The sequence below is a fragment of the Pseudomonas sp. P20 genome (genome assembly GCF_016463925.1).
Classification (GTDB): Bacteria; Pseudomonadota; Gammaproteobacteria; order Pseudomonadales; family Pseudomonadaceae; genus Pseudomonas; species Pseudomonas aeruginosa.
On the sequence record NZ_JAEMVM010000014.1, the window covers coordinates 87,050 to 110,152 of the forward strand.

General features: G+C 68.4%; 21 protein-coding genes. 8 read left to right on the forward strand and 13 right to left on the reverse strand.

The features are described 5' to 3' along the window. Positions 1 to 9 precede the first annotated feature (9 nt). The 6 genes from JHD77_RS19510 to JHD77_RS19535 form a co-directional block, all read right to left on the reverse strand. The gene (locus tag JHD77_RS19510; protein WP_003088869.1) at positions 10 to 867 is read right to left on the reverse strand and encodes an EAL domain-containing protein; all 858 of its coding nucleotides are present in this window, start codon (positions 865 to 867) and stop codon (positions 10 to 12) included. After that, positions 864 to 1,577, reverse strand: coding sequence for a fimbrial biogenesis chaperone (locus tag JHD77_RS19515; protein ID WP_003102165.1), 714 nt, complete (start codon positions 1,575 to 1,577; stop codon positions 864 to 866). Before JHD77_RS19515 ends, JHD77_RS19510 begins: the two co-directional genes overlap by 4 nt. Next, the gene (locus JHD77_RS19520; RefSeq protein ID WP_003102161.1) at positions 1,567 to 2,928 is read right to left on the reverse strand and encodes a fimbrial protein; all 1,362 of its coding nucleotides are present in this window, start codon (positions 2,926 to 2,928) and stop codon (positions 1,567 to 1,569) included. Before JHD77_RS19520 ends, JHD77_RS19515 begins: the two co-directional genes overlap by 11 nt. After that, positions 2,925 to 5,543 carry a fimbria/pilus outer membrane usher protein gene (locus JHD77_RS19525; protein ID WP_003102159.1) on the reverse strand — a complete coding sequence of 873 codons (2,619 nt, stop codon included), beginning with the start codon at positions 5,541 to 5,543 and terminating at the stop codon, positions 2,925 to 2,927. Before JHD77_RS19525 ends, JHD77_RS19520 begins: the two co-directional genes overlap by 4 nt. Further along, a complete protein-coding gene (locus JHD77_RS19530; protein ID WP_003088863.1) occupies positions 5,527 to 6,273 on the reverse strand; it encodes a fimbrial biogenesis chaperone in 747 nt (248 codons plus the stop codon). Before JHD77_RS19530 ends, JHD77_RS19525 begins: the two co-directional genes overlap by 17 nt. An 87-nt stretch (positions 6,274 to 6,360) precedes the next feature. Further along, positions 6,361 to 6,912 (reverse strand): fimbrial protein, encoded by a 552-nt coding sequence (locus JHD77_RS19535; RefSeq protein WP_003120281.1) that lies wholly within the window; start codon positions 6,910 to 6,912, stop codon positions 6,361 to 6,363. 853 nt (positions 6,913 to 7,765) lie between these two features. On the opposite strand from JHD77_RS19535, the gene JHD77_RS19540 reads away from it, so the two are divergent. Genes JHD77_RS19540 through JHD77_RS19550 form a run of 3 tightly spaced genes read left to right on the forward strand, consistent with a single transcriptional unit; the run spans position 7,766 to position 10,054 of the window. Continuing rightward, positions 7,766 to 8,992 (forward strand): phosphoadenosine phosphosulfate reductase, encoded by a 1,227-nt coding sequence (locus tag JHD77_RS19540; protein WP_014602965.1) that lies wholly within the window; start codon positions 7,766 to 7,768, stop codon positions 8,990 to 8,992. After that, entirely contained in the window at positions 8,989 to 9,501 is a 513-nt protein-coding gene (locus JHD77_RS19545; protein WP_003088854.1) for a GNAT family N-acetyltransferase, read from the forward strand. Before JHD77_RS19540 ends, JHD77_RS19545 begins: the two co-directional genes overlap by 4 nt. Continuing rightward, positions 9,419 to 10,054, forward strand: a complete 636-nt coding sequence (locus tag JHD77_RS19550) for an IbrB-like domain-containing protein (RefSeq protein WP_003088853.1) — start codon at positions 9,419 to 9,421, stop codon at positions 10,052 to 10,054. Before JHD77_RS19545 ends, JHD77_RS19550 begins: the two co-directional genes overlap by 83 nt. Before the next feature lie 35 nt (positions 10,055 to 10,089). Here JHD77_RS19550 and JHD77_RS19555 read toward each other — a convergent pair whose 3' ends face one another. From JHD77_RS19555 to JHD77_RS19570, 4 genes are all read right to left on the reverse strand, one after another. Beyond that, positions 10,090 to 11,538, reverse strand: coding sequence for an aldehyde dehydrogenase family protein (locus JHD77_RS19555; RefSeq protein WP_031756551.1), 1,449 nt, complete (start codon positions 11,536 to 11,538; stop codon positions 10,090 to 10,092). 21 nt (positions 11,539 to 11,559) lie between these two features. Continuing rightward, a complete protein-coding gene (locus JHD77_RS19560) occupies positions 11,560 to 13,197 on the reverse strand; it encodes a GMC family oxidoreductase (RefSeq protein ID WP_003102147.1) in 1,638 nt (545 codons plus the stop codon). Positions 13,198 to 13,301: 104 nt separating this feature from the next. Beyond that, the gene (locus tag JHD77_RS19565) at positions 13,302 to 14,234 is read right to left on the reverse strand and encodes a LysR family transcriptional regulator (protein ID WP_191519451.1); all 933 of its coding nucleotides are present in this window, start codon (positions 14,232 to 14,234) and stop codon (positions 13,302 to 13,304) included. Between the two features lie 36 nt (positions 14,235 to 14,270). Beyond that, positions 14,271 to 15,407 (reverse strand): SRPBCC family protein, encoded by a 1,137-nt coding sequence (locus JHD77_RS19570; protein ID WP_003102143.1) that lies wholly within the window; start codon positions 15,405 to 15,407, stop codon positions 14,271 to 14,273. A gap of 125 nt (positions 15,408 to 15,532) precedes the next feature. On the opposite strand from JHD77_RS19570, the gene bsrA reads away from it, so the two are divergent. From bsrA to JHD77_RS19590, 4 genes are all read left to right on the forward strand, one after another. Then, complete coding sequence (gene bsrA, locus JHD77_RS19575; protein WP_003102141.1) at positions 15,533 to 16,438, forward strand: LysR family transcriptional regulator BsrA; 906 nt, start codon at positions 15,533 to 15,535, stop codon at positions 16,436 to 16,438. A gap of 147 nt (positions 16,439 to 16,585) precedes the next feature. Continuing rightward, the gene (locus JHD77_RS19580; protein ID WP_003102139.1) at positions 16,586 to 17,014 is read left to right on the forward strand and encodes a nuclear transport factor 2 family protein; all 429 of its coding nucleotides are present in this window, start codon (positions 16,586 to 16,588) and stop codon (positions 17,012 to 17,014) included. Positions 17,015 to 17,345: 331 nt separating this feature from the next. Further along, positions 17,346 to 18,446 (forward strand): NAD(P)-dependent alcohol dehydrogenase, encoded by a 1,101-nt coding sequence (locus JHD77_RS19585; RefSeq protein WP_031690087.1) that lies wholly within the window; start codon positions 17,346 to 17,348, stop codon positions 18,444 to 18,446. Between the two features lie 125 nt (positions 18,447 to 18,571). Further along, a complete protein-coding gene (locus tag JHD77_RS19590; RefSeq protein WP_003102137.1) occupies positions 18,572 to 18,811 on the forward strand; it encodes a DUF2790 domain-containing protein in 240 nt (79 codons plus the stop codon). A gap of 167 nt (positions 18,812 to 18,978) precedes the next feature. On the opposite strand, the gene ada is transcribed toward JHD77_RS19590, so the two are convergent. Next, positions 18,979 to 20,055: a bifunctional DNA-binding transcriptional regulator/O6-methylguanine-DNA methyltransferase Ada gene (ada, locus tag JHD77_RS19595; protein WP_031756549.1), complete on the reverse strand. Its 1,077-nt coding sequence runs from the start codon at positions 20,053 to 20,055 to the stop codon at positions 18,979 to 18,981. 191 nt (positions 20,056 to 20,246) lie between these two features. Here ada and JHD77_RS19600 point away from each other — a divergent pair, with 191 nt between their 5' ends. After that, positions 20,247 to 21,227: a hypothetical protein gene (locus tag JHD77_RS19600; protein ID WP_031756547.1), complete on the forward strand. Its 981-nt coding sequence runs from the start codon at positions 20,247 to 20,249 to the stop codon at positions 21,225 to 21,227. Here JHD77_RS19600 and JHD77_RS19605 read toward each other — a convergent pair. Both JHD77_RS19605 and JHD77_RS19610 read right to left on the reverse strand, forming a co-directional pair. Then, complete coding sequence (locus tag JHD77_RS19605; protein ID WP_009876362.1) at positions 21,212 to 22,009, reverse strand: putative hydro-lyase; 798 nt, start codon at positions 22,007 to 22,009, stop codon at positions 21,212 to 21,214. The genes JHD77_RS19600 and JHD77_RS19605 overlap by 16 nt on opposite strands. A gap of 106 nt (positions 22,010 to 22,115) precedes the next feature. After that, positions 22,116 to 23,069, reverse strand: coding sequence for a LysR family transcriptional regulator (locus tag JHD77_RS19610; protein ID WP_003102114.1), 954 nt, complete (start codon positions 23,067 to 23,069; stop codon positions 22,116 to 22,118). Between the last annotated feature and the right edge of the window lie 34 nt (positions 23,070 to 23,103).

A 23,103-nucleotide genomic window follows, 5' to 3' on the forward strand; every position in this document is an offset into this window, starting at 1 on the left:
CCTCCCCGGTCACCCCTGGCGGCTCGCCAGCGCCTCGATCCGCGCCCGGCTCTTCGGCCGGCGTACGGACAGCGGCGGTTCGACCCGCATCGGCGGCGCGATCGCGTTGCCCTGGAGATAGACGTCCCCGGTCGGCAGCCGGGCGAACGCATCGTCCTCCTCGAGACCTTCCAGGACCACGCAGGGCGCCAGTTCGCGGCACAGGGCCAGCAGATGGCGCAGCACTTCGGCGCCCTTCGCCGAGCGACGTGCTTCGCGGGTATACCGGCAATCGATCTTGATCACATCGGGACGGGCATCGAGAACGAAGTCCAGGTTGTTGTGCGCCGCGCCGAAGTCGTCTATCGCGATGCGCACGCCATGTTCGCGCAGGCGTCGGATGAACTCCCGGGTCGCGACTCTCTCGCCCACGGCGGTCTCGGTCAGCTCCAGCGTCAGCCGCCGTGCCACCTGCGGACGGGCGGCCAGCCATCGGCAGACCGCTTCCCACCAGGCATCCATCGCCGCGCTCTGGCGCGACAGGTTGCAGGCCAGGCGCAAGGTAGGCTCGGCGTTCAGCCGGTCGAGGACCGTGCCCAGCACGCAGCGATCGAGCAGGCGTACCAGGCCGAGCCGCTCCAGCGCCAGGATCAGTTCCTGGGTCGGCAACGGCGGCTCGCCGCTGGCGGCCGTGACCCTGAGCAGGGTTTCCCGGTAGAGCGGCTCCCATTCCGGATGCCCGGCATGCCGTACGGCCTGCCAGTCCAGGCGCACCCGACCGCGCGCCAGGGCGGCCTGGAAACGCCGGGCGAGGCGCAGGTCGCCGGCCAGGGAGGCGGCAACGGCCGGCGGGTGCTCGTGCTGGCGAGCCTGTGGGGAACTGTTCACTGTAGAGCTTTCCTTTCCTGGCGGCTGACGCCGTTGTCGTCGATCCAGTCGAACGCCACCTCGCCGCGCGTCCCGCCGTCCACCCGCCGCGGCAGGCCGAGGCGTCGTTGCGAGCGCGGAGCCAGCAGCGTTCCGGGCAGATCCAGGCGCGTCTCCCCTATCTCCAGCGCCAGCCCCGCCAGGGACACGAAGTACGGCGTCGGGTTGTCCACCCGCAGGGTCTCGTCGCGCAGCGCGAAGCCCAGTTCGGCGGCCGCGTCCTCGGCGTGCGGATGCAGGCCGTGCGGGCGGTACAGCACCTTCATCTGGGTTCGCAGGGTGACCGTGAGCCGGGGCCGGCCAGCGGCCTCGGCGGTGGCTTGCGGGGGGATCTCGTAGATGTTCAGCCAGTACAGCGATTCGCGATCCCGTGCCTGGGCCTGGCCGGTAGCCAGCAGGCGCAGGCTGCGCTGGCGTCCCGGCTCCAGGCGGAATATGGGCGGCAGCGGCAGGAACGGAGCCAGCGCGGTATCCGGTTCGCCGTCGAGGGCGCCGTCATCGACCCACGCCTGCACCAGCACCGGGTAGGGATTCTGGTTGACCAGCAGCAACGAGGCCTCGCGCTGGCCCTCCACGAACACCAGGCGGGTGCGCTCCGCGGTCACTCCGGCCTCGCTCGTCGGCGCGAGGCAAAGCATGGCCAGCAGCGCGAGCGCGCGCCTACTGGACACGGATAACCACCTGCGCCGTGGCCTCGACTCGCCCCGCCGTGACGCCGGGCTGGCTGCCGAGCGCGAGTTTCTCCAGGCGCGCGCGGAAGGTTTCGCGGTACAGGTCGATGCCGCCGCTACCGCCGTTGGCCTGGGTCGCGCCACCGATGGCGGGGTACCAGCCGGTGGCCTCGGCGTTGCTGCCGCCGGCGGAGTTCTCGTTGGCCAGGAGCGTCATCGGCGTGCCGTCGCGGTAGATGCGGATGCCGACCCCACGGGCAATGCCCGGCTCCCCGTAACGGTCGGAGAGCAGGTAGGACAGTCCGCCACTGGCGTTGACCAGGCCCAGCGCCGGGCTGGCCGCCAGGGCCCCGCTGGACACGCGGATGCCCAGCGCCGTGGCGCCGGCCCCGGTGCCGTTGGTCATGCCGCTCTGGCACTTGAAGGTGAGTTCGAAGGGCGCCTCGCGCATGCCGCCGCTATCGATCTCGGCCAGGGTGATGGGCGGGAACTGCACGTGCGGGGTGACCGTCATCACCGCGCAGGTGGGATAGCGTTTCAGGGTCACGTAGCGGTACAGCCCGATGGCACCCGGCCAGTTGCTGTACCAGCCGCCCCAGTTGCCGCCCACGTGCGCCTGGCCGACGGTCGGCGCGGTCAGGCCCGGCCCCTTGATGGCGATGTAGGCCGCCGGCTGGGTGTAGGAATAGGGCTGCGAGAGGATCGTCGGCGAGTAGTAGCGGATCGCCTCCAGCGGCGCGCTGTACAGCTCGGCGCGTACCGCTGCGAGGTTCTTCGCCTTGACCAGCTGGAAGCCGCGCGAGTCGATGTCCAGCCCGGAGAGCTGGCGCTCCTTCCAGATCGGCGTGATGGTTTCCCCCGTCTCGACGTTGGTCAGGCGCAGCAGCACGTTGGGCCAGGCGGTCCGGTAGGCATCCTGCAGGCCGATGTCGTTGCCCACCGTGTCGGCGCCGGTGTAGTAGCCGCTATAGAGATCGTCGCCGTTGGTAGAAAACATCTCGTAGACGGCGTCCCCGGCGCTACAGCGGAAGAACACCCGTTCGGGGTCGTAGCCGCCGGTGGCGCCGTACTGGGTCAGCGGCGCCACCGCGCTGGCGATGAGCGTCGGATAGGGCTGGAAACTCTCGTCGCTGACGTTGACCACGCTGGGCAGGCCGAGCGAGCCATTGCAGGTGTCGCAGGCGCCGGTCCAGCTGCCGGCGGTACCTTCGCCTGGGCGGATCTGGGTGTTCGAGGTGGTCGTCTCGCTGCCTACCGAGGTGACCCGGTAGCAAGTCGCCTGGCCACTGGCGGGAAGCCCCAGCAACACGCCGAGGGCCAGCGCGGGCAGCAGGGGAAGCGTGCGGTTCATCTGGCGTTCTCCAGGTTGGAGTCGGTGGTGGCTGCCCGGCAGGTGCCGCGCAGGCGGATCAGCGCCTGGTCGCGAGACACACCGGCCAGGTCGTAGGGCAACTCGCAACGCTCCTTGCGCGCCGTTCCCCATTGCACCAGCAACCTGCCCCGCTGGTTTTCCGCGCGCGCATAGACCTGGCCGCCCTGCCCGACCATGCCGATGGCCGCCCCGCCGTCGTCGACCACCACGGCGCCGAGCGGCAGCACACTGCCGTCCTCGCGCCGCGCCTGGATCAGCAGCGGATGGCCGGTCAGCGTCCTGAACGTCACGCGCACGCTGGCACCGGCGTAGGGCGCGACCTTGCGCTCGGTTTCCAGCAGTTCGGCGTCGGGATCGATGCCAACGGGATCGAGTGAGATCGGGTTGTAGCGATAGGGCGACAGCGAGGGGGCCAGCGCATAGCCGTTGCCGTCGATGCGCGCGCCCTGCCCGCCGCGTATCGCGGCACCGCTGGCGCCCTTGGCCTCGACCAGGGCGAAGGTATCGCCGACGCTGGGGCCAAGGGTCAGCCCGTCGCGGTGGGCGACCAGCGCGCCACGGATGCCGCCGCTGTATTGCCGGTAGCGATCGCCCTGGGCATAGCCGGCATTCACGGTGGCCAGCGCCGCCTGCTTCTGCAACGTGCCGTTCCAGGTGGTGTCGGCGACCTCGCTGTCGCGGTTGGCGGACAGCGCGTAGCTCCAGGTACGCTCGTCGCCCAGCGTACCGTTCAGCCCGGTTTGCAGGCTGCCGCCACGGCTGTCGCCGGAGCGCCGGGTAGCCATGGCGCTGAGCGTCGGCGCCCGACTGGAAGAACCCAGCGGCATGGAGACGCTGAGGGTCAGGGTGTCGTTGCGCTGGCCGCTGCGCCGGTCGCGCCGGAGCAGCTCGACGCCAGGGTCCTGGTCGCCCTGCTCCTGGTAGTAGGTGGTGGTCTGCCGCGACCAGGCGAGGTTGTAGCTCAACTGCCCCCAGGTATTGGAGTAGCCGAACTGCAATTGGGTGTCGCGGCTCTTGCCGTCGTAGAAATCGCTGGAGGAGCCGGAAAGATAGAGGTTGCCGTAACCGCCGAGGGCCTGGCTCACCAGCAGGTTGAACTGGTTGCGCTGCTTGTAGCTGCCGGAATCCCAGGTGTCCCCGTGGCGCAGTGCGTCGCGCGAGCCGAGCACGTCGCCGAGTTCGCGGTAGCCTTCGGTGGAATAGCGGTAGCCGGCCAGGGTCAGGGTAGTGCCGGTGGGCTGGAAGGTCCGGCTGTAGTCGAGCCCGATGCGCCAGCCCTGCTTGCGCGCGCCATCCTCGACGCGTGCGCTGGAATAGGTGCTGTTCAGGCCGAAGGCGCCGAAGCGGGTGGCGAGGACGCCGCCGCCCAGCATGGCCAGGTAGTCGTCGGCGACACGCAGTCCCAGGTTGGCGGTCAGGGCGTTGCTCATGCCGCGCTGGTAGGTGAAGTCGGCGAACAGGTCGTCGCCGTCGCCGTACTGGCGCGCCTGGCCCAGGGTGAAGCTGTAGCGCGACAGGCCGGGACGCATGGACTCCGGGACCGAGGCGAACGGCACGCTGAAGCTCGATACGCTGCCATCGGCTTCGAACACCTGGACATCCAGATCGCCGGCATAGGCGCTGTCGTAGAGATCGTCGATGACGAACGGACCGGGGGCGACATTCACCTCGCGGATCTTCCTGCCGTTCTGGCTGATCACCACCCGCGCCGCGGTGGCCGCGGTGCCGCGCACCTGCGGCGCATAGCGGCGCAGGGACTCGGGCAGCATGCGGTCGTCGGTGGCCAGGCTCAGGCCGCGGTAGCCGATGCTGCCGAGCAGGTTGCCGGCGGTGTAGCTCTCCCCCGCCGTCAGTTCGCTGCGCCAGGCCGGCAAGGCGCGCTGGGCATAGGTGCGGATGCTGTTCCACTTGCGCCTGGCCTGCCCGTTGTAGCGGGAATAGGTGTAGTTGGACTGGTGGCGCAAACGCCACAGGCCGAGGTTGATGCCGCTGTTCAGGCCGACATAGGCGTAGTCCGATCGTCCCGATTCGCCGCCGCGGTATTCGGAGCGATAGAGGTTGGTGTCGTAGTTGACGAAGCCCATGCTGTCGCCGGCGTCCCACTCCTCGGGGCTGACGTAGCCGCGCGGCTTGAGGTCGAGCAAGGCTTGCGGCACCGAGAGATCCAGGCGCAGGCGGGCGACGTCCAGGCTGAACCGCGAGCCGGGCAGGCGTGCACCGAGAAAGGCGCAGTGGCGCCCGTCGCCGCTCTTGCGCGGATCGTCACCAGGCTTGGCGCCGAGGCGCTGGCGCAGGAAGTCTTCGTCGAGGCAGGGCTCCACCGCGCCGCTGGCGGGGTTGGCGCGGAAACTCACTTCGCTGCGGCTGGCGAAGCGCTCGTTGAGGTAGACATCGACGTGATAGCGACCCGGATCGATCCGACCGTCCTGGTTGAAGCGCGACAGGTCGCCGCCGCCCAGGGAAGAGCCGAGCAACAGGCGATCATCGAATTCGTAGCCGGGCTGGGCATGACCGAAGGCGCTCGCCGCCAGCGCCATGCCGCCCGCCATCAGGGCCGTGCCGGTGCGGCAGCGGCGTTCATGGCGATAGGTCATGACGGATATCCATATGGGCGCCGTAGTCGTTGATCAGCAGCGCGTGCAGGCGCACGCGTCCCGGCGGCAGGGCTTCTCTGGTTTCGGCCTGCCATTCGGCATGGCTGCGCGGCTCCAGCATGCCGCTGCGCAAGCGCCAGCGGCGCTGGCCGACGCTGAGCGTGGCGCTGGCGAACGAGGCGTAGTAGCCGCTCGGGTTGTCCACCCGCACCGCCCAGCCGGCGCTGCGCCGGACCAGTGCGAAACGCAGTTGCCCGGGCAGGTCCTCGGGACGGCCCTGGATGCCCGCCGGGCGGTAGAACAGCTTCAGGCGATTGCGCAGCATCAGCAGCATCTGGTTCCGATCCGCATGGCTGCTGTTGCGTGGCGGGATCTGCAGGACGTTGAGATGGAACAGCGATTCGCGATCGCCCGGCAGGCCCTGCCCGGTGTAGACGATGCGCAGCGTCTGGCCGCTGTCCGGGGCCATGCGGAATACCGCCGGGTTGACCAGGAACGGCGCGTCCGCCTGGTCCGGCGGCGCGTCCGGGGCGTCGATGTCGACCCAGGCCTGGACGACGTTGGGAAACGCATCGCGATTGCTCAGTTGCACGGTCTTCTCCCGTGCCTCGCCGGGATAGATCACCCGGGTCCCGGTCACCACCACGCTTGCCCGCGCCTGGGCGATGCTCGCCAGCAGGACGAGCAGAAGCGCCGATGTCCTGCCGGATCGGTACGAATGTCTGGGCATGCGGCTTACCTGGCCGGGCACGGTCCAGCGACCGGGCCCGGCTTTAGTGCTGGGAAAAGGAAGGGGCGGCGCATGCGCCGCCGGCATTCACTCGTAACGCAGCGTGTAGGTCACGGCGCCGAGTACCGGACCGGGCGTCACGGTCGCCGCTTCGGAGACGTACTGCACCGCGTAGTCGTAGCTGGTGCTGGTGGCTCCGTTGGCGAGCACGATGTCGCCGGCGGGCACCGCCGCGCCGCCGGCCAGGTCGACCGGGTTGCCGCCGACGCTATCGAGCAATTGCAGCGCCACGCCCGTCGCGCCGCTGGCGGCGGTGTTCACCAGGTTCCCGGCGGCGCTGGGGTTGGTGGCCTGGAACAGGGTGGTGAAATGCTCGTCGGCCGTCGGCGCGACGCAATCGGTGAGTTGCAGGGTGAAGGCGGTTTCGCCGGCGCTGCGGCCCACTGCGCCATCGAGGGCGCTCACCGGTACGCTGTCGAGGATCACCGTGGGGTCGGTGAAGCCGTTGACCGCGACCTGGCAGGTCTGGTCGGTCACTTCGCCGCTGAATGTGATAGTGTTTGCCGCCATCGCGGTTCCCGAAGCGGCAATTGCCGCAAAGGCCAATACCACTGCGCATGGGTTCGAAGTTCTGGTCATGCCTATGTTCCTTGTGTGAGGCAATAATCGTCCACCCGCCTTTTATTTCGGCCGGGAACGCGGTAAAGACTCGAACGAGTTCAAATCGATAATCAGTGGTGCGAACCACCGATATAAGTATCCCGTGCACAGGCGTCGAGGTGAACGCCGAACGGCGGACTTATAAATCCGTTCGAGTGCCCGCCATTCGGGGAATTGCCTCGTTTCGCAGGGTACCGCCGCCTCTTCGCGCTATCCGTCGACATTGCAACGCTTGTATTTCCGACTATGGAACTCTGGCATCCCGGCCTCTCTTGCTTGTCTTCGCCAGTTTGGACTTATAATAAAAACCGTCATCCGTGTAATGCATGGATGGTGCCATGCAGTTAACTTCCAAGTTGGAAGTATGCACTTCCCTGTTATTCAACGAATAATTACCGTCGACTTTTCCCGGGCAATTTCCATGTTCACCCGCAGGCGCTTCTCCTTGCGCAGCAAGCTTTTTCCGCCGCCGCTCAGAAGTCCGGTGCGCAGACGAGTGCCAACGGCGGCGTGCGCACTCTCGTTGCAAGTGGGCGCTGCGCCGATGCTGTTCGGAGAATCCGTCTTGCGACAAGTCAACAACTCGAACCACGGCTTCGCCTAGCATTGAAAAAGTTCCTGCACGACAGTTGTCGGGCCTGTTGGTCGTCGCTCTGCCAAGTGCCTGGACATATTTCCGTTATCCACTGATTCGGAGTCCAACGTCGCCGAACGTGCCGGCTGCCGCGACTCTCGAAAAAATAGCCTGGAGAAACTCCGAAACAAACATTGCACATGGACCGTCGTCGCAACGGTCTCCCTCAATAGTTATTAAAAGAAGAGGTTCGCACCCATGGCAGGCAAGCATTACCAGGATGCCGATGTGCATGCCGCAACCCTATCCCGCCTCCGACTGGTATTCCGGAACTTCGAGCGCGTCTGTGTCGCCTTCTCCGGTGGCAAGGACAGCTCGGTCACCCTGCAATTGGCGCTGGACGTGGCACGCGAGTTGGGACGCAGCCCGGTGGACGTACTGTTCATCGACCTGGAGGGGCAGTACCAGGCCACCATCGATCACGTCAGCGAGATGCTCGGGCGTCCCGACGTACGCCCCTGGTGGGTCTGCCTGCCACTCAACCTGCGCAACGCCTCCAGCCTGGAGGAACCCTACTGGTGCTGCTGGGAGCCCGGCGCCGAGGCCGACTGGGTGCGCCCGCTACCGAAGCAGCGAGGGGTGATCAGCGACCCGGCGTTCTTCCCCTTCTACCGCTACCGCATGGAGTTCGAGGAGTTCGTCGCCGGCTTCAACGCCTGGCTGGCCAGGGAAGAGCCTACCGCGTTCCTGGTCGGCATCCGTTCGGACGAATCGCTCAATCGCTACCTGGCGGTCAAGCGCAGGAGCCGGGCGAAACAATGCGCCTGGACGCCGCCGGGCGGCTGCGCGCCGCTGGCCTGGAGCGCGCGCGACCGGGCCAACCCGCAGGCGGTGAGCTTCTTCCCGATCTACGACTGGCGTTTCGAGGACCTCTGGCGTTGCGTCGCCGACCACGGCTACGCCTATAACCGCCTCTACGACCAGATGTACCGCGCCGGCGTGCCGTTCTCGCAGATGCGCATCTGCCAGCCCTATGGCGACGACCAGCGCAAGGGCCTCGACCTGTTCCACCGGATCGAGCCACGCACCTGGTTCAAGGTAGTCCGGCGCGTCGCCGGCGCCAACTATGGGGCGCGCTATTGTCGCCAGCGCTTCCTCGGCTACCGTGGCGGCCTTGGCCTGCCGCCCTCCTTCGGCACCTGGCGCGAGTACAGCCAGTTCCTCCTGCGCAGCATGCCGCCGCCTCTGCGCGGCATCTACCAGCGGCGCATCGAGCGTTTCATCCTCTGGTGGAAGCAGCACGACTATCCCCTTGCCATCTGGCCGGACGCGGGGATCCCGGCCCTGGAGAATCGTCGCAAGCAGCCGTCCTGGCGGCGTATCGCGCTATCCCTGCTGAAGCAGGACATGGCCCGCTCGCTGTCCTTCGGCTTCTCCCAGGCCGATATCGACAGACTGGTCCCCGGTCGGGAGAAGCGCTCGTGATCCGCCCGCAAGACTGCGAGATCCTGCAGTGGCGCTCGTTCGACGACGAGGCCGCCTTCTTCGCCAGCATGGGCCGCTTCTTCGCCAGCGCCCGGGTGCGCCGCGAATGCGGCGGCTACCCGCTGAGCGACGGTCCCTACCACCGCTGGTTCGTGCTCCGCCGCCAGGGGGACACGCGGATACTGGGGTTCGTCAGCCTGGAGCAACATCCCGACGTGGTTCGCCTGCGCGATGCCTACCTGCGTGCGGAAGCGCGCGGTCGCGGGCTGTTCCGCACCCTGCGCGAGCGGGTCCTCGGACATGTCGACCAACTCGGGCTGGCCTGTACCACCCGCGCGCCCCAGGCCTGCGCGCGCCTTCTCGAACCGCACGGCTTCGCCGTGCATTCCACCCGGGGTAGCTGGGTGACGCTCATGAGGAAAGCCCATGGCACAGACAAAGACACTGACGGAGCGGGCCGAGGCGCTGTTCGGCGAACTGCACGGGTTGCCGCTTGCCGAGCGGATTGAAGCCATCAACCGGATCCGCCGGCTGCTCCACGCGCACAGTCCGTTCGCCGAAGAGCCGGTCGATTGCGTGCAGTGGGTGCGTGCCGAGCGCGTCGCCGGCAACGACTACAACCCCAATACCGTCGCGCCGCCGGAGATGCGACTGCTGAGGCTGTCCATCGAGTCCGACGGATTCACCCAGCCCATCGTCGCCTATCCGCAGGCCGACGGGCGCTACGAGGTGGTCGACGGCTTCCACCGCCTGCGCGTGGGCAGCGCCAAGGGCGCGCTGCGCCAGCGTCTGCACGGCTACCTGCCGATCGCCGCGATACGCGCCGGGCGCGAAGGCGACAGCGAGCGCATCGCCGCCACCATCCGCCACAACCGAGCACGCGGCGTGCACGGCGTGTTGCCGATGACGGCGATCGTGGTGACCCTGCTCAAGGCCGGCTGGAGCGAGGCCGACGTGGCCCGCGAACTGGGCATGGACAATGACGAGGTGCTGCGTTTCAAGCAGGTTTCCGGATTGCCCGAGCTGTTCCGCGAACACGTGTATTCCCGCTCCTGGGAGTAGCGGGCGGCGCCGTCGGCCGCACCGCTCGCCCAGGCTCAGGCCGCGCCGGTGGTCAGGCTGATGTGCTTGTACTCGACGAAGTCGTCCAGGGCGGCGACCCCGTTCAGCCGGCCGAGGCCGGACTGGCGGTAGCCGCCCTCCTCGAATTCGTCGTAGACCTTGGCCCAGTCGTTGATCCACACGGTGCCGGCGCGGATCTTCCGCGCCACCCGGAAGGCACGCGCGACCTCGCGGGTCCAGACCCCGGCCGCCAGCCCGTACTCGCTGCGGTTGGCCAGGGCGACGCCCTCCTCCTCGCGGTCGAATACCTGCAGGGTCAGCACCGGTCCGAAGGTTTCCTGTTGCACGATGTCCAGGTCCGGATCATCGACCTCCAGCAGGGTCGGACGGTAGAAGGCGCCGGCCGCCAGCTCGCCCTCGGTTACCGGGCCGCCGCGGACCACCACCCGCGCGCCGGCGGCGATGGCCTGGCGTACGGCTCGCTCGACGCGCTCGACGTTGGCCTTGTCGATCAGCGGCCCCATGTCGCTGCGCGGGTCCGCCGCCGGCCCCACGCGCAGGTTTTCCAGGCGCTGCGCCAGGCGTTCGCGTAGCCGTTCGGCAACGCCGCGCTGCACCAGCAGGCGCGAACCGGTCATGCAGAACTGCCCGGCGAACACCGTCAGCGACTTCTCCAGCACGGGCAAGGCGGCGTCCAGGTCGGCGTCGTCGAACACCAGGTGCGGTGTCTTGCCGCCCAGTTCCAGGCCGAAGCGCTTCAGGTGCCGCGCGCCGGCGGCGGAAATCGCTCGGCCGGTGGCGCTCGAGCCGGTGAAGCTGATCACCGGCACCTCGGCCGCGTCGATCAATCGCCGGGCGCCTTCGGAACCCGATTCGCTGAAGATGTTCACCGCCCCGGCAGGCAGCGACGGCGCTTCGGCGATGATCCGCGCGACCATGGCGTTGGTCTGCGCGGTCTGCCCCGGCATCTTCACCACCGTGGTGGTACCGGCGGCCAGCGCCGGCGCCAGGGAGCGGATCATCAGCACCACCGGTGAATTCCACGGCACGATGATGCCGGCGACGCCCATCGGCTCGCGCAGCACCAGCGACACCACGTCGGGGCGCGGCGTGCCGCTGGCGCCCCGTTCGCTGCGCGCCAGGCCGGCGTAGTAGCGCAGCTTGCCCGGCACCATGCCGACCTCGAAGGCAGCCTCGGGCTTGATCTTGCCGTTCTCCAGGGCAAGCAGGTCGATGAGCGCATCGGCATGCCGCTCGAAGGCCGCGGCGATTTCCTCCAGGGCTTTCGCGCGCAGCGCGTGGTCGTCCTTCCAGGGACCATCTTCGAAGGCGCGCACAGCGGCGGCGATCGCCGCATCGGCCTCGGCCCGCCCGCCGTCGGCGTAGGTGCCGATCGGCTGGCCGCTGGCCGGGTCGAAGGATTGTCCCCGCTGCGCGGAATCGAGCCATGCGCCGTCGATCCAGTGTCTGGCGTGTCCGTTCATCTGCAAGTTCTCCTGGGTCGGTCAGGCGATGCGCTGCGCGAGGTGCTCGGCAACGGCGATGGTGGTGATGTTGGTGGCCACCGAAATGGCATCGGGGAAGATCGAGGCGTCGATCACCCGCAATCCTTGCAGGCCATGCACCCTGCCCTCCAGGTCGACCACCGCCCAGCGCTCGCCGGCGCGGCCCATCGGCGCGCTGGAGGTCGGGTGGTGGTAGGTATCGAGGGTGGCGCGGATCGCCGCTTCGATCTGCGCATCGCTGCGTGCCTCGGGCCCCGGCCCGAGTTCGGCGTGGATCAGCCCGGCGAGCGGTTCGCTGCGGCCTATCCGGCGCGCCAGCTTGACCCCTTCCAGCAACCGCGCGCGGTCTTCGGCCTCGGCGAGGAAGTTCAGGTCGATCAGCGGCGCGACGGCCGGGTCGCGGCTGGCCAGGCGCACACTGCCCAGCGATTGCGGCCGGGTCAGGGCCACGGCGAGGACGAAGCCGACCCCGGTCGGGCTCATCTCGGCGGGGAACAGGTGGGTGGCGGTGATGTGCAGGTCCAGCTCGCCGTTCTGCGCCCGCGAGCTATGGGTCCAGAGCTTGGCGCCGATCACCGGCGACTGCGCGCCGATGCGCTCCGGCCGGGCGGCATAGGCGTTGTAGTAGAACGGATGGTCCTTGAGCCGGCGGCCCACCGGCAAGTCGGCAAGCAACGGGATCGACAGCGCCTTCAGCTCGTCGGCCGGGCCGACACCGGAGCGCAGCAGGATCGCCGGGCTGCCGTAGGCGCCGGCGCTGAGGATCACTTCGCCGGCGTGGATTTCCTCGCCGGAGGCCAGGCGCACGCCCACCGCGCGCTTGCCTTCGAAGAGCACCCGGTCGACCAGCGCGTCGCCGCGGATCGACAGGTTGGCGCGAGCGCGCACGGCGTTGTCGAGGTAGGCCATGCCGGTGTTGACGCGCACACCGTTGACGACATTCATCGGGTACGGCCCGACGCCGTTGGCGTCGGCGCCGTCGAAATCGGCGATGGCCTTGAAACCGTTGGCCAGGGTGGCGTCGACGAAGGCCCTCTGCATCGGCGAGAGATCGGCGCGGCTCAGTTGCCGCACCGGCAGCGGTCCGTCCCCGCCGTGCAGGGCCGGGTCGCCGCCCTGGCGGGTCTCCAGGCGGCGGAACGCCGGCAGCAGGTCGTCGTAGGACCAGCCCGGCAGGTTCCAGCGGGCGAAGTCTTCGCGCCGCGCGCGGATCGCCACCGCGCCGTTGATCGCCGAGCTGCCGCCGAGGACCTTGCCGCGGATCGCATGGATCGGGTGCCCGATCGCCCCCGGTTGGGACTGGTAGCCCCAGTCGCTGGAGGGGTCGCCGCCGACGCTGTCGCTGCTGGCGATGATCCTGGGGTAGTCCCAGGCCGGATAGGCCTGGCCGGCTTCCAGCAACAGTACCCGGCGGTCGCCGCGCTCGCTCAGGCGCCGGGCGAGGACCGCGCCGGCGGAGCCGCCGCCGACGATCAGCACATCGATCCTGCCGCCATCGAAGGCCTTGCGGGGCGTTTCCGCCGTGGCGCTGGCCACGCCGGGCGCGCCGCCGAGCAGCGAGCCCAGGGCGAGCGCGGCGGAGCCGGCGACGGTCTGCGCCAGCAAGGTGCGGCGCGCCGGGTTTTCGGGTTGGTGCATGGGGTTCTCCCGTATCCAGATCGATTGACGGGAGCAACGCTATGCCCGGCGCGCCCTCGGCGACAGACAGCGGAAGGCGAACCGCTGGTTCGGTTTTTCCGAACTCAGCCCGGCGGCAACAGGCCACGCTCGATGAGCGCGCGGTCCCAGGGTGCCGGATCGCCGATTTCCTCTTCGAGGAACTGGCCGAGGACGAGGATCTTCCGGGGCGTCCGTTGGGTCTTGCGGTAGACCACGGAAACCTGCCCGCCGTCCGGCGAGTAGCCAGGCAGGACCGGCAGCAGCTCGCCGGCCAGCAAGGCATCGGCGGCCAGGAAGCTCGGCAGGATCGCCAGGCCGAGCCCGGCGCGCGCACCTTCGAGCAACTGGTGCCCGGAGTCGGTGCGCATCCTCACCCGGATGCGGAACGAGGCCGGTTCGCCGTCCACCGGCAGACAGAGCATGCCGCCGGGCTCGCGGTTGTAGTAGACCAGCCCGTCGTGCGCCTGTAATTCCTCGGGATGCTGCGGCACGCCATGCCGCGCCAGGTAGTCGGGACTGGCGCAGAGCAGGTGGCGGTTGGCGGTGATCGGCCGCGCCACCAGGCAGGAGTCGTCCAGCCGGCCCATGCGCAGGGCCATGTCGAAGCGCGGTTCCTGGAGGTTGACGAAACGATCGTCGGCCTGCACGTCCACCCGCAATTGCGGATGGCGCTCGGCGAAGCGCGCCAGCAGCGGCGCCAGGTAGCGCGGAGTGAAGGCCAGCGGCGCGGAGAGGCGCAACTGGCCGCGCAGGTCGTCATCGGCGTCGAGCACCGAGGCTTCCGCCTGCTCCAGCTCCTGTAGCAGGCGGCAGGCATGTTCGTAGTAGGTGCGACCGGGGTCGGTGAGGCTCAGCGGCCGGGTGCGGTTCAGCAGCACCCGGCTCAGGCGCCTCTCCAGTTGCTGGATACGCTGGCTGACTTGCGACTTGGTGGTGCCCAGGCGGCGGGCGGCCTCGGAGAAGCTATGGGCGTCGACCACGCTGACGAAGGTGGTCATTTCGGCAAACTTGTTCATCGGTGTCCTTCTGCGATCCGCCCCCGCGGACCCCGATCATACGCTTTCCGCCGCCGCTATCCGCGCCTCGGCGACCCGACGCAGGCGGTGCATGGACTCCTCCGACTCGCGTTCGATGCGACGGCGCAGCAGGAACAGGTTGGCCAGGCGCATCGACCAGCCGTCGAAGCGGTATTCCAGGGTGCGCACGAAGCGGGTGCCGGCCGCGCTCGGCTGGCATTCGTAGCTCAGGCGCAGGTGCAGCCCCCGGTCGCCACGGGCGTTGGCGCGCCACAGGTGTCCCGGCTGGTACTCGACCACCGTCCAGGACAAGTGCCCGGCGCGGCCGCCGGCGTGGATGTCCTCCTCGAAGCGCGCGCCGGCCGGCAGCGGGCCAGCGGCGCCGTCGACCCGCAACGACGAGGGATGCCATTCCGGCCAGAGCCCCGGGCTGGCGGCGTAGGCGAGGGTCGCCTCGGGCCCGCGGGCGATCTCGATTCGGTGCTGCATGCGGGTCATGGCGTGCTCCTCGGCGGTTTCCGCTTCCCAGTGGAGGGTACCGTAGCACCAGTCCATCAACGGGAAGACCAGGTTGAAGTTGTGCGTCTGCATCAGCTCGCGACGGTGATGCAGTTCGTGCAGGCGGCGCATGTGGCGGATCCACGGCAGACGGCTGAGCGGATGCTCCGGCGGCAGGTGTTCGCAGGAGTGGAAGATCTCGTAGCTGAGGTAGCCCAGCAGCAGGGTCGCGGCGAACAGCGCGGCGAGGTTGTCGTTCAGCAGGCCGAGCAGGCTCCAGGCGAGCAGCGCGCCGAGGCTGAAGACCACCACCAGCCAGGCCGGGAACAGGATCACTCGCCAGTCGCGGGCCTGTTCGTAGCGCATCTGGCCGGCGACGAAGAAGCTGTGGTGGTCGCCGGTATGGCGCTTGTAGAACATCCGCCCCAGCGGGTGCTTGTGGTGGCCGAGGGACTTGTGGATGCGGTACTCGCCCCAGTTGAAGAACACCAGCGCGGCCGGCACCGTCAGCCATTCCAGCAGGCTCGGCTGCTCGAGTCGGGAGAGGAAGAAGACGATCCAGGCGCCGCCGTAGGCGAGGACGAAGCCGGCGTGCAGCCAGGGGTTGTAGCCGGGCCGGATGGCCGCGCGGTACTGCTGGCGAAAGGGTTGGGGATCGAAGGACATGGTCGGCATCTCGCGTGTGATTGTTATTGGCTGGGCCGCGAACCGGGCCGATCCGCCGGGGCGGAAGGGCTTGCATTCGAGTGTAGCGATGCCAGTCTTATCAGGGTAATGGATAAATAGAATGAGGATTATTCATGAAGCTGAACTTGCAGCAGCTCGACCTCAACCTGCTTCTGGTCTTCGATGCCCTGATGCGCGAACGCAACCTGTCGCGCGCGGCGATCCGCCTGCATCGCAGCCAGCCGGCGGTGAGCAACGCCCTCGCCCGCCTGCGCGAGCAGCTCGACCAGCCGCTGTTCCGGCGCACCGCCAAGGGCCTGGAACCCACCGCCGCCGCCCTCGCCCTGTACGTGCCGGTGCGCCAGGCCCTGCATCTGCTGCAGGCCGGCCTTGGCTCCCAGGAAACCTTCGATCCGCACACTGCGCGGACCTTTCGCCTGACGATGAACGACTATGCCCAGTTGCGCCTGCTGCCGGGCCTGGTGACCCGCCTGAAGACCCTGGCCCCGCGGGTGACGCTGGAGGTACGTCCCGACGAAGGCGCCTCGATCCCGGCGCAACTGGCCAGCGGCGAACTCGACCTGGCGATCGACTACCTGTACTTCGACGAGCCCGAGCTGGCCTACCGGCCGGTCGGCGAGGAACGCCTGGTGGTGATCGCCCGGCAGGGCCATCCGGCCTTCCGCGGCGGCCTCGACCGCGCGGCCTACGAGGCCGCGCAGCACGTCTCGATCCTGCCGCGGGTCGGGCGCGGCAGTCCGCTGGAGATCGTCCTCGGCTCGGCCAGGGTACAGCGCCAGGTGCAATTGCTGGTGCCTCACTACCTGACCATCCCGGCCATCGTCGCCAGCACCGAGCTGCTCGGCACCGTGCCACGCCGCCTGGCCGAGCGCTTCGCCGGCAGCCATGGTTTGCAACTGGCGGACGTCCCCTTCGAGATGGCCCCGGTGCAGGTCAACCTGATCTGGCATCGCCAGCAGGAAGCGACGCCCGGCCTGCAATGGCTGCGCGAGCAGATCGTGCAGATCGAACAGGGCTGAGTCATAGGTTGCGCGCGAGGATCAGTCTTCCGTCACTTTCGATCATTGAGCGAGGCCTTTCCCACAACCTATGGTGAGGCTCCGCCCCGCAACCGGCCCCAGGCCGCCCCGGGGATACAGTCCAGCACCCGCCAGAGGAGCCACCGTATGACCAGCCTGCCGCTCGAAGCCAACGCCGCCGCCACCCTCGCCGAATGGCACGGGCTGATCGCCCGCCGCGACCTCTCCGGGTTGCCGCGCCTGCTGCACCCCGATGCCGTGTTCCGCTCGCCGATGGCGCACAAGCCGTATGCCGGCGCACCGGTGGTCTCGATGATCCTGAATACCGTGCTCACGGTCTTCGAGGATTTCGCCTATCACCGCCAGTTGGCCAGCGCCGACGGCCGCAGCGTGGTGCTGGAATTCAGCGCACGGGTCGGCGAACGCGAACTGAAAGGCATCGACATGATCCGCTTCGACGACGACGGCCGGATCGTCGACTTCGAAGTGATGGTCCGTCCCATGAGCGGCCTCCAGGCCCTCGGCGAGGAGATGGGCCGGCGCCTGGCCTCCTATCTGGCCGCGAGCAAGGCCTGAGGCGATAGCCTTTGGGCCAAGGCCCGACGCTGCCTTTGCCAAGAGCGCAGCGTCGGCCCGCCGCGGCGAACTCCCGACATGGGTGCAACGCCCCCGCCCTCCCGCGTTCAGCGTCGACCCAAGCCACAGCGAAGGGGCTTGGGTAGTTCCGCAGCGAACCGGGCGAGGACATTTCCCAGCAAAAACGCCAGGTCGGTACTTCGCGAACCCGCGTCCATCGCGGCCATGACCCATATCAAGGACATCGGACGGCAATTCCGCCACTGTCCTGGCATCCGTCCGTTCTTTCCCGCCCCGTGCCGCCCCAGGGCCTCCACCGTGAGGATGCTCCATGAACAAGATGATGAAAGCCGCCGTATTCATCCAGCCCGGCCGTATCGAGCTGGTCGACAAGCCGATTCCCGACGTGGGGCCGAACGATGCATTGGTGCGCATCACCACCACCACGCTCTGCGGCACCGACGTGCACATCCTCAAGGGCGAGTATCCGGTCGCGCCCGGCCTGACGGTGGGCCACGAGCCGGTCGGGATCATCGAAAAGCTCGGCAGCGCGGTGGTCGGCTACCGCGAAGGCCAACGCGTGATCGCCGGTGCCATCTGCCCCAACTTCAACTCCTATGCCGCCCAGGACGGCGTACCGTCGCAGGACGGCAGCTACCTGGTGGAATCCGGCCGTTGCGCCTGCCATGGCTACAAGGCGACCGCCGGTTGGCGCTTCGGCAACCTGATCGACGGCACCCAGGCCGAGTATGTGCTGGTTCCCGACGCTCAGGCCAACCTTGCCCCCATACCCGATGGTCTCAGCGACGAACAGGTGCTGATGTGTCCGGACATCATGTCCACGGGCTTCAAGGGCGCGGAGAACGCCAACATCCGCATCGGCGATAGCGTGGCGATCTTCGCCCAGGGTCCCATAGGCCTGTGCGCCACCGCCGGCGCCCGGCTGCTGGGCGCCAGCACGATCATCGCCATCGACGGCAACGCCCATCGCCTCGATATCGCCCGTGGAATGGGCGCCGACGTCACGCTGAACTTCAGGGAGTGCGACGTGATCGAGGAAATTCTCAAACTCACCGGCGGGCGCGGCGTGGATGCTTCGATCGAGGCACTCGGTACGCAATCGACCTTCGAGACCGCCCTGAGGGTGCTCAAGCCCGGCGGCACCCTTTCCAGCCTCGGGGTCTATTCGGAAGACCTGACGATTCCGTTGTCGGCCTTCGCCGCCGGCCTCGGCGACCACCGGATCAATACCGCGCTGTGCCCCGGCGGCAAGGAGCGCATGCGCCGACTGCTCAATATCGTGGCTTCGGGCCGGGTCAACCTCGGGCCTTTGGTCAGCCACGAATACCGCCTCGACGACATCGTCGCCGCTTACGACCTGTTCGCCAACCAGCGTGACAACGTACTGAAGGTGGCGATCAAGCCGCACTGAGACCGTCATCCTATACTGCTGGACGGAGGTGGCGAACCCGTCGCGAACGACGAAGCGGGTTCCACCCATGGCGTCGGCGGCGCCCTTGCGCCGTCGCTTCGCGGGGGAATGGAGAGAAACCGTCCATGAACCGAGCCAGGCTCTACCTCTGCTGCGTCACGCTGCTGGCGCCGGTCATCGCCGGCGCGGCGACTGCCGACTACGTCTACGGCATGCCGCTGGACGTGGCCAGGGTGCTGAGCGTCGACGAGGCGCCCAGCGATACCTGCCAGGTGGTGCGCGCCACCCTGGTATACCTGGACTCCCACGGCGAGCGCCAGGTGTTGCACTACCTGAAGCAGGCGCGTACGTGCAGCAACGAATGAAACCACGATAGGAAAGGACGAACGGTCAGGGTTGTCGTTTCATTTCACGAAATTTTCACCCCTGACATGGATACTGGAACCAGCTGAAGGACCAGCGCCCCATTGCATAGAGCCCACCATCGAGTGGGCTTTTTGCATTCCGGGCCGCGTATCGCCTGGCCTTGGGTTCAATCCCGCTCTTCCCTGCGCAGCAGTTCGCGCTTGCGCTCCACGCCCCAGCGGTAGCCGGAAATGTCGCCGTCGCGACGTACCACCCGGTGGCAGGGAATCGCCACCGCGATCCGGTTCGCCGCGCAGGCCTGCGCCACCGCGCGCCCCGCTCGCGGCGCGCCGATCCGTTCGGCGATCTGCGCGTAGCTCGCCGTGCTGCCCGGCGGTATTTCCCGCAGTGCCTGCCAGACCCGTTCCTGGAACGCCGTACCGCGTACGTCCAGCGGCAGGTCCAGTCCCAGTTGAGGCGACTCGACGAAGCCCACCACCTGCGCCACCAGCCGTTCGAAGTCGGCGTCGCCGCCGAGTAGCTGGGCGCGCGGGAACTGGTCCTGCAACTCGCGCAGCAATGGCTCCGGCTCCTCGCCGAGGAGGATCGCGCAGATGCCGCGCTGGCTCTGCGCCACCAGGATCGCGCCCAGCGAGCATTGGCCGATGGCGAAACGGATCGCCGCGCCGGCGCCGCCATCGCGGTAATCGCGCGGGCGCATGCCGAGGCGTTGCGACGAGGACTCGTAGAAGCGGCTGTTGGAGTTGAAACCGGAGTCGTAGATCGCCTCGGTCACCGAGGCGGACGCCTGGCCCAGGCGCTCGCGCAGGCGCCGGGCACGATAGGCCGAGGCGTAGGCCTTGGGCGTCAGGCCGGTTTCGGCCTTGAACAGACGATGGAAGTGGAACGGACTCATGCCCAGTCGGGCGGCCAGCGCCTCCAGTGCCGGCGGCGTCTCCGCCGTCTCGATCATCCGGCAGGCCTGCGCCACCCGCTCGGCGCGCTGCTCCGCCGCCAGGCTGCGGTCGCCGGCGGCGCGTCGGCTGGGCCGATAGCCGGCGGCCTCGGCGGCCTTGGCAGTGGCGAAGAACTCGACGTTCTCGCGCCTGGGCCGACGCGCCGAGGAACTCGGGCGGCAATAGACCCCGGTGGTCTTCACCGCATAGACGAACGCCCCGTCCGCCGCCGCGTCGCGCGCCAGCACGGCGGCCCAGCGCTGTTCGTCGGTGTGGTAGGCGTTGCAAGGATCGGGCTGCTGGCTCATGGCGTTTCCCCTGTGGGAGCGGATGATGCCCGCAGACTAATTCGCCGTTCAAGCGCAAGAACTCCGGTTCTTGCGCTTGAATTCGAGCGAGGCCGTGCGTCCGGCTTCGGCAGGCGCGGGAGGCCGCCGGCTTGCCTACCCATCGCCAGGCGCCATAATGGCCCGCTCGAACCGGCGGAAGGACTGGGAACATGGCGTTCAAACGGATAGCACTGGCCTACTGCGTGCAACTGGATCGGGTGATCTCCATCGCCAGTGCCCGCCGCGAATACTTCTCCCAGGCCGAGCCGCGCAAACGCTTCGACTTCCTCTGCTCCAGCGAAGGGTGCCGGGCACAGGGGATCAAGGTATCGGCGAGCAACTACGACAAGCTGCCGCAGGACACCCGCAAGGCCGCGCACTTCAGCAAGTTCCCGCACTCCACCCACCTGCCGAACTGCGAGTGGTTCGTCGAGGACGACGAGGACGCTCTGCGCCCGGGCGAATCCGCCGAGGAGGCCGGCCAGCGGCGCATCCGCGACAAGCTGGACGCCTACGTCAAGGAATTCGATCCGGCCATCGCCGAGGAAGCCGCGCCGCCACCAGCGGACCCGGACGCCGAGGAACAGCCGCCGGCCTCCGCCGCAGTGCGCGCCGACGCTCCCGCCGCGCCTCGGCAGAGAACGCAACGGCGGCGGCGCACCCGCGATTTCGAACAGCTCGTCGACACCTTCCGCCAGGCCCGCACCGAACTGCCGGCGGAAGAATTCAAGCAACTGGACATCCACATCAGCGGCCTCGGCCGGATAGCGCTGCGCGCCTATTTCCAGCACATCGGCTATGCCACCCCGGGCAGCGCCGGCAAGGTATTCTACGGCGGCGCCGACCTGGTCCGGCGCTACGGTGCGCCGAGCCGGCCGCAGGGCTTCCGCTTCAAGTTCCGCGACCGCATCGACGGCAAGCCGGTATTCCTCTACGTCGCCCCGGAAACCTTGCAGGGCTATCCGCATCGGCGCTACCTCGAAGACATCCTCGGTTGCGCCGAAACGGTGCGCTACTTCACCCTCTACGCCCTCGGGCGGCTCATCGAAGCGCCGAGCGGCAAGAGCTACAGCCTGGAGCCGGATGCCCTGCGCCACCTGGCGATCATCCCCGGTCCGGCGAAGGACGACGCCCCTCAGAGCTCGTCGTAGAGTCGGTCGCTGACCAGCATGTGCCCCGGCGCGTGACTGATGTACAGCTCCGGCTGAACCTCGGCGAGCACCGCCTGGGGCGTGACCCCGCAGGCCCAGAACAGCGGGATCTCGTCCGCCGCGAGCGGCACCGGGTCGCCGTAGTCGGGCCGCGCCAGGTCGCGGATGCCGATCAGCGCCGGATCGCCCAGGTGCAGCGGTGCGCCATGGGTCATAGGGAAGCGGCTGGTGACCTGGATCGCCCGGATCGTCTCGGCGGCCTTCAACGGCCGCATCGATACCACCGTGGGCCCGGCCAGGCGACCGCTCGGCCGGGTAGCGATGGAGCTGCGGTACATCGCCACGTTGCGCCCCAGCTCGAGGTGGCGCAGGCCGATGCCGGCGTCGAGCAACGCCTGTTCGAAGGAGAACGAGCAGCCAATGGCGAAGGCGACGAAATCCGCCTCCCAGAAGGTGCCGATGTCGTTCACCTCGACGGGCTCCTGACCGCGTCGATGCACCCTGTAGCGCGGCAGGTCGCTGCGCACGTCGATATCCGCGCCGAGCCTGGCGAAGTGCGGCGAGCCGGGTTCGCTGACGTCGAGCAGCGGGCAGGCCCGGGGATTCAGGGCACAGAAGCGAAGGAACTCGTCGGCCCAGGATTTCTGCAGGATCACCAGGTTGGCCTGCAGGTGGCGCTGGCCGAGGCCGCTGGTATGGCCGGTGTAGTCGCCGCGGCGGATCAGTTGGCGCAGGACCGGCGGCGGCAGTTGCGCGAGTTCGTGGAAGGTCGGTTCGGGCATGGCGGCTCCGTGCGCTGGCGGACGTCGTTGTTGGCAGGTTTGTAGAAGCGGACGGCGGTCAGCGTCCAACGAGATTTTTCCGCCGGGGGCGATCGGAAAATCCGAATCAGCGCGAACGCAGCCGCCCCACTCCTTTCTTCAGCGGCGCCAGGAGCATGCACTCCGGGCCGACGTTGGCCGCGTAGTCGGCCAGCACCGCCTTGCTCAGCTCCACCACTTCGTCCACCAGTTCCAGGCCGGTGCCGCCGCGCCAGGACACCACCACCGGCAGGTTCGGCGGCGGCGGGCCGAGGCGCAGCAGGGTCAGTTCGCCGCGTTCCAGCTCCTGGCTGACCAGCGCCGGCGGCAAGGCGCCGACGCCGAAGCCGTCGCGCAGCAGGCGGGTCATCGCCGCCACCGAGTTCACGCAGTTCAGGCGCGGCGCCGCGACGCCGTTGGCGTGCAGCAGGCCGAGCACGTCCTGGTGCGGCCGCGAGTGCTTGGAGAAGGTCACCACCCGCTCCCGCGCCAGGTCCGCCAGCGAGGCGTAGTCGCGGTGGTAGATCGAGCCGGTGGAAACGATCCAGCGCAGCGGATAGCTGCCCAGTTCGAGGTTCAGCACCGACTCGTGGCGCAGCGAGTCGGTCTGGAAGATCAGGTCCAGGTAGCCCTTCTGCAACTGCTCGGAGAGGTTGCGCGCGGTGTCCGCCATCAGCTCGATCTCCACCGCCGGGAAGGTTTCCGTGACCCTGGCCACCAACGGGCTCAGCCAGGTGTGGATGACCGTGTCCATGGCGCCGATACGAATCCGTCCCTGGGTGCTGGCGCCGGTGTCGAGCGACTGCTTCAGCGCGTGCATGGTGTCCATCATCCGCTCGGCGTAGGCCAGTACCTTGTCGCCTTCCGGGGTCAGGGTCACGCCGCGCGAGTCGCGGACGAACAGTTTCACGCCGAGTTCGTCCTCCAGCACGGCGATCCGGCTGGAAATGGAAGCCTGGGTGCTGAACAGCTTCTCCGCGGTGAGGCGGAAGCTCTTCAGGCGCGCGACCCAGACGAAGGTCTCGAGGAATTTCAGGTTCATGTGGCGGGTACCGACGGGCAAGGGACACAAGGTG

Coding starts and splice junctions, on each gene's coding strand:
- JHD77_RS19520 (WP_003102161.1), bottom strand. CDS start 2,928: ATGAACCGCACGCTTCCCCTGCTGCCCGCGCTGGCCCTCGGCGTGTTG.
- JHD77_RS19525 (WP_003102159.1), bottom strand. CDS start 5,543: ATGACCTATCGCCATGAACGCCGCTGCCGCACCGGCACGGCCCTGATG.
- JHD77_RS19530 (WP_003088863.1), bottom strand. CDS start 6,273: ATGCCCAGACATTCGTACCGATCCGGCAGGACATCGGCGCTTCTGCTC.
- JHD77_RS19535 (WP_003120281.1), bottom strand. CDS start 6,912: ATGACCAGAACTTCGAACCCATGCGCAGTGGTATTGGCCTTTGCGGCA.
- JHD77_RS19540 (WP_014602965.1), top strand. CDS start 7,766: ATGGCAGGCAAGCATTACCAGGATGCCGATGTGCATGCCGCAACCCTA.
- JHD77_RS19550 (WP_003088853.1), top strand. CDS start 9,419: ATGGCACAGACAAAGACACTGACGGAGCGGGCCGAGGCGCTGTTCGGC.
- JHD77_RS19555 (WP_031756551.1), bottom strand. CDS start 11,538: ATGAACGGACACGCCAGACACTGGATCGACGGCGCATGGCTCGATTCC.
- JHD77_RS19560 (WP_003102147.1), bottom strand. CDS start 13,197: ATGCACCAACCCGAAAACCCGGCGCGCCGCACCTTGCTGGCGCAGACC.
- JHD77_RS19565 (WP_191519451.1), bottom strand. CDS start 14,234: ATGAACAAGTTTGCCGAAATGACCACCTTCGTCAGCGTGGTCGACGCC.
- JHD77_RS19570 (WP_003102143.1), bottom strand. CDS start 15,407: ATGCCGACCATGTCCTTCGATCCCCAACCCTTTCGCCAGCAGTACCGC.
- bsrA (WP_003102141.1), top strand. CDS start 15,533: ATGAAGCTGAACTTGCAGCAGCTCGACCTCAACCTGCTTCTGGTCTTC.
- JHD77_RS19580 (WP_003102139.1), top strand. CDS start 16,586: ATGACCAGCCTGCCGCTCGAAGCCAACGCCGCCGCCACCCTCGCCGAA.
- JHD77_RS19585 (WP_031690087.1), top strand. CDS start 17,346: ATGAACAAGATGATGAAAGCCGCCGTATTCATCCAGCCCGGCCGTATC.
- JHD77_RS19590 (WP_003102137.1), top strand. CDS start 18,572: ATGAACCGAGCCAGGCTCTACCTCTGCTGCGTCACGCTGCTGGCGCCG.
- ada (WP_031756549.1), bottom strand. CDS start 20,055: ATGAGCCAGCAGCCCGATCCTTGCAACGCCTACCACACCGACGAACAG.
- JHD77_RS19600 (WP_031756547.1), top strand. CDS start 20,247: ATGGCGTTCAAACGGATAGCACTGGCCTACTGCGTGCAACTGGATCGG.
- JHD77_RS19605 (WP_009876362.1), bottom strand. CDS start 22,009: ATGCCCGAACCGACCTTCCACGAACTCGCGCAACTGCCGCCGCCGGTC.
- JHD77_RS19610 (WP_003102114.1), bottom strand. CDS start 23,069: ATGAACCTGAAATTCCTCGAGACCTTCGTCTGGGTCGCGCGCCTGAAG.